Below are 14,092 nucleotides of genomic sequence, written 5' to 3'. Positions count from 1 at the left end.
ATCAACCCCTCCCTCCGCTTGTCGCCTCATGTCGAAGATCATGGAAGTGTAGATCCCTGACTCTGCAACCGCGCCGAAAAGCTGTTCCCACCGACCTGCTGTTATGTGGAAAGACCCGTCCTTTACCGCGCGTGACGATCTTTTGTTCCAAGGGCATCTGCCAGGTGTCATACCCGGTCAGATTGATCAGCGGCACGCGTTGATGGTTGCCAACTTTACGCCTGGGGTCTTTGCGATCGCGAATAGTGGCAACGCGCCTCTTAAGATCAACGTCAGCCCAGTGCAGGGAACAAATCTCTGCTTGCCTCATGGCTGTAGCAACTGCAAACCGGATGATTCCCCATGGGGATGAGTTGGCGTGGATTGGATTCGAAATGATCAATCAGATTTTCAAGCTCGGATTCCAGAGGCCTGCGATCGCGCTCGTACGAACGACCGATGAGGCCCAGTCGTGTAAGCGCTACGCGTGCAAGACGCACGTTCTCCGCAGAAACGTCAATGCCATGAACCGCAGCAGCGTGAGTGATGATCGTCCGCAGAAATGAGAAATCGATAGCCAGAGTTGCGGGGCCAGCCCCCTCCTTGGCACGGGTTCGTCCATACTCAACAAGCCGTTCTCGAGTGAGATCACGGATGCGAACCTTTCCGATCTTGGCCTTTAGCGCCTCCATCACCGCTGCCTTAGAGCGACGGATAGGCCGCCCGACCTCGTGCATGTCCTCAAGGTGCAAAGCAATCAAATCGGATAGCAGCTTAACCTGGCTCTTTTTCAGCGCGGACGGCTCTTGGCCTTTGTCGATCCGTCGCTCGATATCGAGGGCCCACTCTTCGGCGTCCTTTCGTCTTCGAAAGGTCTCGGATATATATCGGCCCTTGCGCCGGACTTGCACCCGCCAATTCCCGGACCCCAGTTTTACGAAGGTCGCCATTGCGTGTGCACTCCTTTCCGTCGTGTGCGCTGTGTGTGCACAGAGAGATCAAAAGTGGTACAAACGTGTGCAATTTGGTCCAAAAACCAGTGCACACGTTCTCGGTTAGTCCCATGATAATGCAGGAATAATGCAGTATAATCAAGCACATAGATTCTCCATTGCACCCATGATGGACTGGACGGACCGGCATTGCCGCTATTTGCACCGGCTTTTGACCAGGCGGGCGCTCTTGTTCACGGAGATGGTGACGAGTGCGGCGGTGACGCACGGAGATACCGAGCGGTTGCTGGCCTATGACGAGACCGAGCATCCGATCGCCGTTCAACTCGGTGGGTCCGATCCAGATGAACTCGCGCGGGCGGCCGCGATTTGCGACCGGAATGGGTTTGATGAGATCAATCTCAATGTCGGTTGCCCGTCCGATCGGGTGCAGTCGGGACGGTTCGGCGCGTGCCTGATGGCCGAACCTGAACTGGTCGCAGATTGCGTGCGGGCGATGATCGATGCGACAGACACGCCGGTGACGGTCAAATGCCGGATCGGGATTGACGATCAGGACAGCGAGGAGGATCTCAATCGCTTCGCCGACGCGGTACTTCCCGCCGGCATCGATGCGCTTTACGTCCATGCGCGCAAGGCTTGGCTGCAGGGGCTTTCGCCCAAGGAAAACCGGGATATCCCGCCGCTCGACTACGAGCGGGTCTACCGGCTCAAGCAGCGGCTCGGCGATTTTCCCGTGATGATCAATGGTGGGATCACTTCGCTCGACGATAGCGCTTTGCATCTCGAACACGTCGATGGCGTCATGCTCGGGCGGGCAGCATATCACGATCCGATGATCCTTGCGGATGTCGACGCGCGCTTTTTCGGTACGACGGACCCCGCGCCGCGCCTCGGAGATATCGCCGAGCCGATGATGGCCTATGCCGAACGCGAGCTGACGAAGGGCGCGCGGCTTAACCAGATCACGCGGCATATGCTTGGGCTCGCCAACGGGCTGCCCGGCGCACGCCGCTTCCGGCAAATCCTGAGCGTTGACGCCGCCAAGCCTGGCGCCGGACCCGAGGTGATCGCCGATGCCTTCGCGTGCGTGAATATCGACACGGTCCACGAGAAAGTTGCCTGAGCGGTCCTGCCGAAACCAGGGCCTGTTAACCCCTATCCATAAGTGTTAACAGGCTTTGGAAAACACACCTATTCGTCCGATGGCCTTTAAGCCTCGGTGTCAAATAACGTGAGCGGTATGCGGCGAGACGCGCCTCATACTGATTATATAAATGCGAAGCGAGCCTCGCCGCATACGTCCGGGATTTTTGGCTTGGCGTCCGCTCGGGCTGGGGCCAATCCCCGCCAGGTTTCCCCGGTGACCACAGGATCGCTGTGGCTGGCCACGGTGACGTTTGGGCCTCCGCTGGGACGACTCCCATCGGACCCGGACCGGTCCCGCCCAGATATTCGTGGTACCTGCGCTCATCACAAGCGAAACCGTACGGACAGTATCGTTCAGCTTGAAGGTGCGGAGATAACTTTGTGCCAAAGGCTTCTATCGGATTGCATTTTCGATTGACCCCGCCGGGTCAACCCGGCGTCACGTTTCAGCCCGCTGTTTCGTCATAGGGACAGATAGACGAAACGAAAGGACGTGAGATGAACATCCTCATTGCCGGTGGCGGCTACGCTGGTGCGGCAGCGGCACTGCGGCTTGCGCGTCGGAAACCGCGCGCCGCGCGGATCGTGCTCGTTAATGACTCGGAGCACTTTATAGAGCGTATTCGGATGCATCAGGTCGCAGCAGGGCAAGCGCCGGTCCCGCGCTTCCTTTCGGCACTGCTCAAGGGCACCGGGGTTGACCTGGTTGTTGGCCATATCGAAAGCATAGATGCCGAACGCCAAACGCTGACCGTCGAGGGAAAGCCGCACGATTGGGATCGGCTGGTCCTCGCTCTCGGATCGCGCACCCGCGCACCCGAGACCAACGACATGCACACGCTCGATCCCGGCAATGCCATTCCGCTTCGCGACCGGCTCCGCGCGCTTGCGCAGACGGGGCGGGGCCGTGTGGCGGTTGTCGGTGGCGGGTTGACCGGCATAGAAGCGGCGACGGAAATTGCCGAAACGTGGCCCCATCTCGACGTGCGGCTGATCAGCCGCGGGCCCGTCGGGAGCGGATGGTCGGTGCCCGCACGCGACTATCTTCTGAGCGCGCTCCACCGGATGGGCGTGACGCTCGAGGAAGGGCGTTCGGTAACGGAGCTGGCCGAATTTTCCTGTGACCTGAGCATCTGGACCGCCGGCTTCACCGTGCCACCCTTGGCGCGAAATGCCGGCCTTGCCATCAACGGCGCCGGTCAGGTTATGGTCGATCCGTTCTTGCGTTCGCTCTCGCACCCCAACGTCTACGCAGCGGGCGATATCTGCGCGCCGGCGGTCGATCCGGGCGATCCGATGCCCCTAGGCTGCAAAAGCGCGCTGCCTTCGGGCGCGCATGCCGGCGACAACCTGACCCGCGAGATTGCCGCGGGCCAAGGTGGTGATCCGATGCTTGAGCCGTTCGATTTCGGGTTGGCGTTTTACTGCGTTAGTCTCGGCCGCCGCGACGGTCTGGTTCAATGGGCCGCGCGCAGCACACCGGACACGCCCGCCACGCCAACAGGGAAAATCCTCACGGGACGGCGCGCCGCATGGTTCAAGGAGGCAATTTGCCGGTATACATGGCGCGCGCTGGCCCTTGAAGCGAAGGGCATTCCTTTCAACTTTTCGGCCCGCACGGGTCATGCGCCACGGGCACTGCCCCATAGGCCGGTAAAAGAAGCGGACGATGAGAGAGCAGCCTGAGGCCACAATCGAAGCGCATCGGCCACGCCTGTGCGGCTTGGCATACAGGATGCTCGGCGCGGCGAGCGAAGCCGAGGATGTCGTGCAGGACGCTTACATGCGTTGGTATGCCCAGCCGCGCGGAACGGTGAAAAATCCGGCGGGGTTCCTGACCACCGCAGTCACCCGGCTATGCCTCGATCGCCTCAGAAGCGCCCGCGCGCGGCGGGAAGTCTATGTCGGCCCCTGGTTGCCCGAACCGCTTCTGACCGAAGGCGAAGACGACCGGTCTGGCGCCGAGGCCGTCCAGCCGCCTGCGGAAGCCGATCTCTTGATGGCCGAAACCGTCTCCGCCGCATTGCTCACGGCGATGGAGCAACTCTCGCCGCTCGAGCGCGCGGTATACCTCTTGCGGGAAGTGTTCGACTATTCGCACACCGAAGTGGGTGAGATCGTCGGGCGCACCGAAACCGCCTGCCGGCAGGTTCACGCCCGCGCACGCAGAGCCATGAAGGCGGCAAGGCCGCGCTTCTCGGTCGACCCCGACGAGCACCGGCGTCTCCTCGACGGTTTTATCGACGCCTGCCGTGGCGGTGACCTGCCGGGGCTCGTGGCGTTGCTGAGCGAAGACGTCGTAGCGCAATCTGACGGCGGGGGGGTGGTCAGCGCGGCGCGGCGCGTAATCGAGGGCCCCGACGCTGTGGCGAAGCTCTATATCGGCCTGACGCGACAGCTCTCAGGGGCGACACAAGTTCTCGTCCGGACAGTCAATGGCCGTCCGGCAATTCTCATCGCCGAAGGCGGCGTGCTCGTTTCGGTGATCCAGATCACGGCCGAGGACGGGCGGATCAGCAGCATCATTGCTGTGCTCAACCCGCACAAACTGGCCCATCTCGCAAGGGCGCTCGGGTTCCGCACGGTGGAGGACCGGCGCGCGGGTTAGCCTGGCTTCCTGCCGATGACGAATACGGCCTTGCCCTTGCCTGGCCGCCAATTGTGGACGATGTCGAAGCCGGCATCGGTGAAGGCCCGCAGGAGACTTTCGTGCGTCATGACGTTGATTTGGGGCAGTAGGCCAAAGGCGCGGCCTATTGGGGCGATGGCGCCGAACAGCCTCATCGGCATCGTGTCGCCAAGACAGGCCGTGCTCGTAACGAACACGCCGCCGGGCTTGAGCAGTCGATACACTTTCGCGATGACCTCGTCGCGGTTTTTGAGCAGATGCAGGACGGACAGGCCAAGGACAGCGTCGAAAGACCCGTCAGCGGCGTCGAGTGCGATGATGTCGGCGCGCTCGAAGGTGACGTTGGCGGTCCCCGCCGCCTCGGCTTTGCTCCGTGCAATCTCGAGCATGCGCGCAGAAAAATCGATGGCCCGGATGTGCTTGACGAAGGGAGCGTGCGCGATAGCGGTCGAGCCGGTCCCGCAGCCGAACTCGAGCACCTCGCTCTCGGGCGTGAAATAGGTGCGCGTGACCTTGAGTTTGGTCTGATACGCGTCCTCATCCGCTACGGGCTGGCTGGCGTATTTGTCCGCTATGTTGTCCCAGAATCTACTCAGTTCGGCCATTGCGCTGTCCGGCTTCCATTTGTCGTCGAGCAAAGCATTTCATATTCGAGGACCGCAGGGAATTGCGGAAATTTGCAGCTTCAATATACATATATGCATGAATTGGCAGGCTGTATCGTTCGATTGGAACCAGATCAGGGCGTTTCTCGCCACGGTTGAGGCGGGATCGCTGTCGGCTGCCGCGCGGGCGTTGCGGCTGACCCAGCCGACATTGAGCCGGCAGGTCGCGGCGCTCGAGGACGATCTGGGGGTGATGCTGTTCGAGCGGGTAGGGCGGTCGCTCTCGCTCACGGGAGCAGGGCGCGAGTTGCTTGAGCATGTTCGCGCAATGGGGGACGCGGCAAGCCGGATTTCGCTGGTCGCATCGGGGCAATCGCAGGCCGTCGAGGGTTTGGTGCGGATCACCGCGAGCGAATCCGTTGCGGCTTATATTCTGCCGGATATCCTGCGGCAGCTTTATGAGGTGGCACCGGGCATCCAGGTCGAGGTTATCGCATCCAACGATATCGACGATCTGATGCGGCGGGAGGCCGATATCGCGCTGCGTCACGTTAAGCCCGAGCAGGACGATCTCATCGCCAAGAGCTGCGCTGCCACGACGGCGCAGCTTTACGCTGCTACATCCTATTTCGACCGGTATGGCCGGCCCGGAACGATGGAGGATCTTGCGGACAGAGCCTTTATCGGATTTGCCGATGACGGCGGCTATCTCGCCGAGCTCAATGCGCGGGGTGTGCCCGTAACGCACCGGAACTTCAAATGGACGACCAAGAATTTCCTTGTCGCGTGGGAAATGACGCGGCAAGGGCTCGGGATTTGCATGATGATCGAGAGCATCGCGAAAACCGTGCCTGGCGTCGAACCGGTTGTGCCGGGGATAGAGCCGATCCCGGTGCCGCTCTGGCTCGTGACGCATCGCGAATTGCACACGAGCCGCCGAATCCGGCTCGTCTATGATTTTCTGGCCGAGGCGTTGGGCTAGGTCCTGCCCCTAATCGTGCAACTCGAGCGCGTTGCGGCTCACCGTGTAGCGCGAAAGCGTTTCGAGGAAGGTCATGCCCAATAGGCTCGTGTCGAGCGAACCGTCCTGGATGACGAAGGCGCGGATATTGGTGCGGGTGATGTTGCCGATGGTGATTTCATCTAAGGTGACCGGAGCGGCATAACCGGTGCCGTTGGCGGTCTGGACGGGGATTGTATAGCGCAGGGTTCCGGGGTTGAGTCCGGCGCCGGCGGCGTCCTTGGCGGTGAGAACGACGGCCGAGGCGCCGGTATCGAAGATCATGGGGATCCTGGTGCCGTTGATTTCGGCGTCGACGTGGAAGCTGCCGCCCATGGAGCGGGTGATGCGGACGTTGCCTGTCGATGGATCGACGAGTGCGGCGCCCGGCTGCAGTTCGCCCATGATCCGCTGGCCTATGTTGGAGAGTTCGAACCGGTAGGCATAGCCCAGCATCAGAACCCCGGCGATGGTAACCCAGATGACCATGTTTGCGGCCGCCTGGCCCCAGCGCTGCCGGCGCCCGATCACCGCCGAAGCGATCAGCGTCCCGATGACGAGCAACGGGATAACCTGAGCGGTTTCGCCCTGGGTAAGTCCGAACAACGCGCCGGCATCCGCGCTGATGGCGAGCGCAAGGCCGATGGTGATCAGAAGGGCTATGGCGACAATGAGCATCTGGAGCCCGGACTAGGTCACGATCATACGCATAAAGGTAGCCAGAAGGGCGATTTCAACCAGAGCCTGTGCCGCTCCGATCAAATCGCCCGTAACGCCGCCGACGAGTTGGTCACAAAGCCGTGTCCAGGCGAAAAGGGTGAGCCCGCCCAGAACGATTGCAAGCACGAAGCCGAGAATGCCGGCAAATGGCGCGGCGAGGACAAAGGCGACGAGCGCGGCGAAAACCGAGCCGATGGCAAACGCGTTCCGGCTCACTACGCCCGCCGTCGCCGCCGCGCCGTCGGTCCGGGCCTGGCCGAGGGTCAGCGGCAAATAGAACGACGCCGAGCGCGCGAGCGTTGCTGCCGCCAGCCAGACGAGCATCGCGGCAAGCGGGTTGCGCGCGGCAATGGCCGAAAGCGCGGCGGCCTTGAGCCCGATAACGAAAACGATGGCGAGGACGCCATAGGTGCCGTGACGGCTATCCTTGAGGATTTCGAGCCGGCGTTCGCGCGTCGCGCCGCCGAACAGCCCGTCCGCTGCGTCGGCGACAGCGTCCTCGCTCATCGCGCCGGTAACGATCGCGAAAATCGCGAGCGAGAGGAGGGCGGCGAAGAGGGGCGGCATGCCGCTTACGGTCGCGATAAACAGCACAGCCGCCGGCCCAATGCCGATCACGAGGCTCGCGAAGGGCAGCGCCATTGCGATTCTCTTGAGATCGGGGCGTTCGTGCGGTGCCGAGCCTGAGGGCAAGCGCGAATAAAAGCGCAGCGCCATGACCAGATCGGCCTTGAGGCTCCCCGATTGCGGGGGCGCGGCATTATCGTTGCGTGGAGAATTGGACGGGTCCACTGAACTCAATTTGCGTTTCCCTTTCGGATGGCTCAAAAGTCTCTTCCCTACCTAACGCATGTTCGCGATTCTCTGAATCGCGAACATGCGTTGGCATTTTGTCTTGCCGCGTTTCCAGGAAAAGTCTGCCAACTTTTCCTGGAAACGCTTTCGCATCCGAATCCGGGAGCCGCCATGTCTGCCTCTGCCTTCGCCGATTTCGAAGATCTTCTGATGCTCGGCCCGGAGGGCGACGCGCAGGCGGTAGAGGCCGTGAGGGCGCGCGACGCGCAGCTGACCAAGCCGGCGGGGTCGCTGGGACAGCTTGAAAAGCTCGTCGAATTCCTTGCGCGCTGGCAGGGCAAGCCCGAGCCTACCATGGACGATCCCATGGTTGCGATCTTCGCTGCCAATCACGGGGTGACCGACCAAGGCGTCTCAGCGTTCCCGCGTGAGGTGACCCAGCAAATGGTGGCGAATTTCACCAAGGGCGGCGCGGCAATCTCGCAGATCTGCGCGTTGCACGAGATCAACCTGCGTGTGTTCGAGCTGGCGCTCGACGTGCCCACCGGAGATATCACGGTGGTGCCGGCAATGGACGAGAAAACCTGCGCGGCGACCATCGCCTACGGTATGGAGGCCATCGCCGGGGAGCCGGATTTACTCTGCCTCGGCGAAATGGGGATCGGGAACACGACGGTTGCGGCGGCGGTCTATGCGGGCCTTTTCGGTGGCACTGGAGCCGACTGGGTCGGGCGCGGTACCGGTGTGGACGATGATGGGCTCAAGCGTAAGGCGGGCGCTGTGGACCGGGCGCTCGAGCGGCACGCGGGCAAGCTCAATACGCCGTTTGACGTTCTCGCCAATCTCGGCGGCCGCGAGATCGCGGCCATGCTCGGCGCGATCATCGCCGCCCGGCATCAGAAAATCCCGGTCATCGTCGACGGTTTCGTCGCGACAAGCGCGGCGGCGGTCGCGCATGCGGTCAACCCCGCGGCCATCGATCATTGCATTTTTGCCCACGTTTCGGCGGAGAGCGGTCACGCGCGTGCGCTCGCGGCGATGGAGAAGACGGCGCTGCTGGATCTGGGCATGCGGCTGGGGGAAGGCAGCGGTGCGGCGCTCGGGGCAGTGATGGCCAAGACGGCGCTGCATCTGCACAAGAACATGGCAACCTTCGCCGAGGCGGCTGTGGCCGAGAAGAACGGATAAGTGGTATCCACTTATCCTGAGAGCCTGCCCCAAAAGTCCGACGGGTCGGCTTGGCGGGTCTTTGTTGGCTGGAATTGAAGGGGAATTTTAGCCAATATGTCCAATAGTGCCCAAAATTCCCCTTCAATTCCAACCAAAAATCCCTCGCCAATCCTCAACCGCGGACTTTTGGATCAGGCTCTGAGAGCCCTCTATCGCTGCAAAGGATACCGCCGATGTATTCGCTCTATATCGCCAATAAGAACTATTCGTCGTGGTCGCTGCGGCCCTGGATCCTGATGAAGGTGCTCGGCATTCCGTTCGAGGAGAAGTTCGTGCCCTTCCTCGAAGGGTCCAGCTATGAGGCGTTCCGCAAGTTCTCGCCCACCGGGCTTGTTCCCTGCCTCGTCGATGGCGGCACCACGGTGTGGGACTCGCTCGCGATCACGGAATATCTGGCCGAGGATCATCCCACGGTCTGGCCGTCCGACAAGACAGAGCGCGCATGGGCGCGCTGCGCGGCCGCGGAGATGCATGCCGGCTTTTCCGCCTTACGCTCGGTGTGCACGATGAATGTCGGCGTGCGCGTGACGCTCAACGAAATCTCGCCGGCACTGCAAAAGGACGTCGACCGGATCGACGAGCTTTGGCGCGAGGGACTCGAGCGCTTCGGCGGTCCCTTCCTCGCCGGCAGCGCGTTTACGGCCGTTGACGCGTTCTTCGCACCGGTCGCCTTTCGGCACCTGACTTACAAGTTACCCTTGAGCGCGCAGGCGGATGCCTATGCGCACCGGCTGCTCGATCTGCCGGCGATGAAGGCCTGGTATGAAGCGGGGATCGCCGAAACCTTGCGTGAGACCGAGCACGAGGAGGAAATGCTTCTGGTCGGTACGGTGACCGAGGATTTGCGCGCTCAGCCAGCTTCCGAGTAAATCTCGAGCCTTGGATGCTCCTTGACGGGGGCAACGCCTTCCATTGTGCGGGCGCGGGGGAAAGTGGCGATAACTTCGGTGCCGAAGCGCAGCTTGGAGAAGAGATCGAACCGGCCCTGATGCAAGTCCATGATCTTCTGGACGATGGGCAGGCCAAGGCCCGCCCCCTGTTCGGCTGTCTTTTGCGCCAGTGAACCTTGACCGAAGGAGGAAAGTACGGTCTCGATTTCCTCCTCGGGAATGCCCGGGCCGTTGTCGGTCACCGAGACGAACTGGCCGCCGTCCGAACTGCGTCCGACCGTCACCGTCACTTTGCCCGCTTGGGGAGTGAACTTGATCGCGTTGGACAAAAGGTTCAGCACGACCTGCCGCACGCTACGCTCGTCGGCCCAGAGCTTGGGCATGTCCTCGTCGCAATCGAAGGTGAGATCGATATTCTTGGTGCGGGCCCGGATTTCCAGCATGCGCTTGGCATCCGCAGCGATATCCGCGAGGCTGATCGCCTCCTCGTTGAGGTCGTATCGGCCCGCCTCGATGCGGGAGAGATCCAGAAGCTCGTTGATGAGGTTCAGAAGGTGCTGGCCGCTGGCGTGGATGTCGCCTGCATATTCCTTGTATTGGGGCACCGAATGTGAGCCGAGAAGCTCCGATTTCAGCACTTCGGAGAAGCCGATGATTGCGTTGAGCGGCGTACGCAGTTCGTGGCTCATGGTCGCGAGAAACCGCGACTTGGCAATATTGGCCTGCTCGGCATGGCGGCGCGCTTCGTCCGACATGATCCGCGCTTCCTCAAGATCGAGGATCAGGCCGTCCTTTTCAAGCTGATGCTCGAGATTGCCCAGTTCGGACTTGTGCAGCTGATAGGCGAGGAAGACGAAAAAGACGAACGCGCCGCACGCGACGGCAGCCAGTGCATAGTTGAGCGTCCCCGCTGCAATAACCAGCGTCGTGGCGACCGACAGGCAGGCGGGCAGCGTTGAAACAAGGGTCGCCTGCGGCAGGGTCCGGGTCGATATCGCATTGGCCGCCATGCCGACAAGCAGCATGGCGAAGACGATGACAAGAATATCGTGCCCGCCGTCAATGGCCAGGACCGGCAGAGCGGCCCATGCAAGCCCATAGACGGCTTCGCCGATAATGAAGGTGGTGGTCCATTTCCGGGCGTTGAATTTCTTTTTGTCCTCGCGCCGGAACTGACGGCACGCCAAGCCGACGACAATATTAGCCAACGCGACGAGCCCTGCCCACCCCGCCGCGATTTCAATCGGCACCCATAGACTTGCGAACGCCAGAAGGATCGCGAGCACCAGGATCATGGGCAAAAGCCCCGCTATGCGCGCAGACGCGTAATCGTCGAGAAGATCGAAGTCGAAATCGACCCGCGTCCCTGAACTCGATGTCAGGCGCTGACGGGCATCCAGAACCGTCCGCTGCACGGTGCGCCGGCGCTCACGTGGCCGCCGGGGTGCTTCGGATGCACGATGATCCGCGCCAAGGGACATGGTGGTACTCGACATACTAACGCAAAACGGAAAAGGACTTTCGCTGTCCGTTGAGGACGAAACGAAATCCCGTACGCTCCAATTCCACGCTATCGGCAGTGTGGTTAACAGGCGGTTGAAATCCACATTCGGGTTCGATGCGCATTCGTCCGATCGTATATGGCTCAAAAACGCGATACGATTCCACCGACCGGTACGCGGCGAACTTTGCTCGACTGCCTTGACTCGGGAAAGCCGAGCACATCAAATGTGTGTGGGTGGCGGACGATTTTCTCACCACGCGGGTGAAACAGCCAATTTTTGGAAAATAATACCTCGGGGAGCATTCCATGGCGCTCGACAAACTCGACCGCAAGATTCTTCAACTCCTGCAAAAAGATGCGACGATGCCGGTCGCCGAAATCGGCCGCAAGGTGGGGCTGTCGACCACGCCATGCTGGCGCCGCATCCAGAAGATGGAGGAGGAGGGGATCATCAGGCGCCGCGTGGCGGTGCTGAACCCGGAAAAGGTCAATGCGGGCGTAACGGTTTTCGTGGCTGTGCGGACGAACGAGCACAACGACGCCTGGCTGCGCAAATTCGCCGCCGTTGTTGAGGAATTCAACGAGGTCGTCGAATTCTACCGGATGAGCGGCGAGGTGGACTACCTGCTACGCGTGGTCGTGCCGTCGATCCAGGCCTATGACGTCTTTTACAAAAAGCTGATCTCCAAGATCCCGCTCACCGACGTCAGTTCGTCATTCGCGATGGAGCAGATCAAATACACCACCGCGCTGCCGCTGGAATTTGCGGTGGTGAGTGATGACGATAAGTAGGTAGATCCATCTCAGGGTGCCAAGAAGAGGGGAAATTTGACCAATTAGCCCGTTTGGGCCACGCGCCGAATGTCTGCGTGCCCTAATATCGCAGATTGCGGACCGGCCACTGGATCCGTTCAACAGATATCGGAGGAGGCTCAGTGTTCCGAATTCTCGTTATTCACCTTCTCGCGATTGCTTTTTTCGCGGGCGCTGCAAGCGCCCAGGATATACCGGTGGACGAAACCTTTGGCGCGGATCGGGAAGCGGTCAGGGCGTTGCAGGCCCAACTCAACGATCTTGGCTTCCACACGGGAACGCCCGACGGCATTTTTGGATCAAAAACCGAGGGCGCGTTGGTCTCTTTCGCCGAGAGATTTCCTTCGGACATCGAACTGGGACTGACGTTCGAAATGGGCGAACGCGTGGACCAGGTTCATCAGGGCCGCTTCGGGAACCCGTTTGCACCAGACATTTTGGTCGCGCCGAGCCGCATTTTTCCACGGGAGACAGAAATACAGACCGACGTACGGGCGGATACGCCGGATTGTGTGGCCTGCAATGTCACGACGATTGTGATTGCGGTCGGCGATTTGGACGCGGACGGTGCGGATGAGATCGTTCTGGCCAATCACGCTTCCGACGAACGGTTCGACCTGATTGACCGCCCGACCCGCCCCACTATCGTGTCACCTGCAGCCGACGCAGCACCGCGTCTTCTCCCGGGATTGCACGCCGAGGATTTGCCGGCCCGCGTGCACGAGCGCGAAGGCGTGATCGCCGATTTCAACGGAGATGGGGTTGGCGATCTGTTCATCGCCGCCCACGGGTTCGACCGCCAGCCGTTCTCCGGCGAGCAGAACGTATTGCTTCTGTCCGGACCGGATGGACACGAGGATGTCAGCGATACCCATCTGCCCCAGATCAGCGACATGGCGCATGGTGCGACCCAAGGCGACATAGACGGCGATGGCGATGCCGACATTCTGGTGATCACCAATCACGGTGCACAGAACATAATCCCGTACCTGTTGATCAATGACGGCGAGGGGCGGTTCGAGCGTCAGGATATCGGTACCGTATTGGATTCGGCACTTGTCGACTTCAGGCCGCGGAACCGTGTACATCGCGCCGAGTATACGACGGCCAGGCTGATTGATATGAACGCCGACGGCGCCCTCGATCTGCTGTTGCTCGCGCGCGGGGAGGCCCCTGCGGATGCGGCGCGTTTTTCGGGAACCCGGCACTCCCTGCTGCTGTTCAACGACGGTGCCGGCTCTTTTCCGACCGACACGGCAGTTGAACTGCCCACAGATCGTTGGGGGTACGCCACTTTTACCACCGACGCCGACGCCATGGACATCGATGGCGATGGCGCGCTGGACCTCGTTCTGACCCAGAGCACGCGCCAACCCAACGGTGGCACCTGGTCCGGTCAGTACATTCAGATTCTGATGAACGAGAGCGGTTCTTATGTTGACCGAACGGCCGAGCGGCTCTGGCCGCAAGGGTATCCTGGCATGGATGATTTGAACTTCGCCATGGGCTCGGAACTGGCCGATTTCGATGGCGACGGAGATCTCGATCTCGTCACACGCAATATGGACCCGAGTTGGAAGGACGAACTCGACAGCGCCGCCATCCAGATCGGTCTGAACGACGGGACCGGGCATTTCGATCCGGTTGCGCCGGATTGGGTGACGGGCTTCGGCCAAAGCTGGAATGGACGGAATATCGTAGCCGGAGATTTCAACGGCGATGGGATAGACGACCTCGCCTCATTTTCCCTCTACGGCCAATATCGGGAGCAGCCGAACAGCACCTGGGGGGTCGTTCTGACGACGCTATACCCTGCCCGGTGACC

General features: G+C 61.2%; 14 protein-coding genes. 8 read left to right on the top strand and 6 right to left on the bottom strand.

The genetic code is table 11. The features are described 5' to 3' along the window. Position 1: 1 nt before the first annotated feature. Positions 2-310 carry a tyrosine-type recombinase/integrase gene (locus LG281_RS05345; protein ID WP_404405099.1) on the bottom strand — a complete coding sequence of 103 codons (309 nt, stop codon included), beginning with the start codon at positions 308-310 and terminating at the stop codon, positions 2-4. Further along, a complete protein-coding gene (locus LG281_RS05340) occupies positions 273-929 on the bottom strand; it encodes a hypothetical protein (protein WP_404405097.1) in 657 nt (218 codons plus the stop codon). The genes LG281_RS05345 and LG281_RS05340 overlap by 38 nt, the downstream gene beginning before the upstream one ends. Positions 930-1,059: 130 nt before the next feature. Here LG281_RS05340 and dusA point away from each other — a divergent pair, with 130 nt between their 5' ends. From dusA to sigJ, 3 genes are all read left to right on the top strand, one after another. Continuing rightward, complete coding sequence (gene dusA / locus LG281_RS05335) at positions 1,060-2,058, top strand: tRNA dihydrouridine(20/20a) synthase DusA (protein WP_404405095.1); 999 nt, start codon at positions 1,060-1,062, stop codon at positions 2,056-2,058. Between the two features lie 521 nt (positions 2,059-2,579). Next, on the top strand, positions 2,580-3,767 hold the full coding sequence (locus tag LG281_RS05330; RefSeq protein ID WP_404405093.1) for an NAD(P)/FAD-dependent oxidoreductase: 1,188 nt from the start codon (positions 2,580-2,582) through the stop codon (positions 3,765-3,767). Then, positions 3,751-4,689, top strand: a complete 939-nt coding sequence (sigJ, locus tag LG281_RS05325; RefSeq protein ID WP_404405091.1) for an RNA polymerase sigma factor SigJ — start codon at positions 3,751-3,753, stop codon at positions 4,687-4,689. The genes LG281_RS05330 and sigJ overlap by 17 nt, the downstream gene beginning before the upstream one ends. Here sigJ and LG281_RS05320 read toward each other — a convergent pair. Then, positions 4,686-5,348, bottom strand: coding sequence for a class I SAM-dependent methyltransferase (locus LG281_RS05320; protein ID WP_404405089.1), 663 nt, complete (start codon positions 5,346-5,348; stop codon positions 4,686-4,688). The genes sigJ and LG281_RS05320 overlap by 4 nt on opposite strands. Positions 5,349-5,412: 64 nt before the next feature. Here LG281_RS05320 and LG281_RS05315 point away from each other — a divergent pair, with 64 nt between their 5' ends. Beyond that, positions 5,413-6,297: a LysR family transcriptional regulator gene (locus tag LG281_RS05315; protein WP_404405087.1), complete on the top strand. Its 885-nt coding sequence runs from the start codon at positions 5,413-5,415 to the stop codon at positions 6,295-6,297. Between the two features lie 9 nt (positions 6,298-6,306). On the opposite strand, the gene LG281_RS05310 is transcribed toward LG281_RS05315, so the two are convergent. Together LG281_RS05310 and LG281_RS05305 are read right to left on the bottom strand one after the other, a co-directional pair. Beyond that, positions 6,307-6,993: a TIGR02281 family clan AA aspartic protease gene (locus LG281_RS05310; RefSeq protein WP_404405085.1), complete on the bottom strand. Its 687-nt coding sequence runs from the start codon at positions 6,991-6,993 to the stop codon at positions 6,307-6,309. Positions 6,994-7,005: 12 nt separating this feature from the next. Beyond that, positions 7,006-7,827, bottom strand: coding sequence for an adenosylcobinamide-GDP ribazoletransferase (locus LG281_RS05305; RefSeq protein ID WP_404406628.1), 822 nt, complete (start codon positions 7,825-7,827; stop codon positions 7,006-7,008). 174 nt (positions 7,828-8,001) lie between these two features. Here LG281_RS05305 and cobT point away from each other — a divergent pair, with 174 nt between their 5' ends. Further along, positions 8,002-9,018 carry a nicotinate-nucleotide--dimethylbenzimidazole phosphoribosyltransferase gene (gene cobT / locus LG281_RS05300; RefSeq protein ID WP_404405083.1) on the top strand — a complete coding sequence of 339 codons (1,017 nt, stop codon included), beginning with the start codon at positions 8,002-8,004 and terminating at the stop codon, positions 9,016-9,018. Between the two features lie 215 nt (positions 9,019-9,233). After that, complete coding sequence (locus tag LG281_RS05295) at positions 9,234-9,929, top strand: glutathione S-transferase family protein (protein WP_404405081.1); 696 nt, start codon at positions 9,234-9,236, stop codon at positions 9,927-9,929. Here the strand turns inward: LG281_RS05295 and LG281_RS05290 are convergent. Beyond that, positions 9,911-11,431: an ATP-binding protein gene (locus LG281_RS05290; protein ID WP_404405079.1), complete on the bottom strand. Its 1,521-nt coding sequence runs from the start codon at positions 11,429-11,431 to the stop codon at positions 9,911-9,913. The genes LG281_RS05295 and LG281_RS05290 overlap by 19 nt on opposite strands. A 329-nt stretch (positions 11,432-11,760) precedes the next feature. On the opposite strand from LG281_RS05290, the gene LG281_RS05285 reads away from it, so the two are divergent. Continuing rightward, the gene (locus LG281_RS05285; protein WP_404405077.1) at positions 11,761-12,246 is read left to right on the top strand and encodes an Lrp/AsnC family transcriptional regulator; all 486 of its coding nucleotides are present in this window, start codon (positions 11,761-11,763) and stop codon (positions 12,244-12,246) included. A 143-nt stretch (positions 12,247-12,389) separates the two neighbouring features. After that, the gene (locus LG281_RS05280) at positions 12,390-14,090 is read left to right on the top strand and encodes an FG-GAP-like repeat-containing protein (RefSeq protein ID WP_404405075.1); all 1,701 of its coding nucleotides are present in this window, start codon (positions 12,390-12,392) and stop codon (positions 14,088-14,090) included. Positions 14,091-14,092 lie beyond the last annotated feature (2 nt).

The sequence above is a fragment of the Pelagibacterium halotolerans genome (assembly GCF_044811015.1).
Classification (GTDB): Bacteria; Pseudomonadota; Alphaproteobacteria; order Rhizobiales; family Devosiaceae; genus Pelagibacterium; species Pelagibacterium halotolerans_A.
Note: the sequence above shows the minus strand (reverse complement) of the source record. Positions and strands in the feature narration are given on the sequence as shown.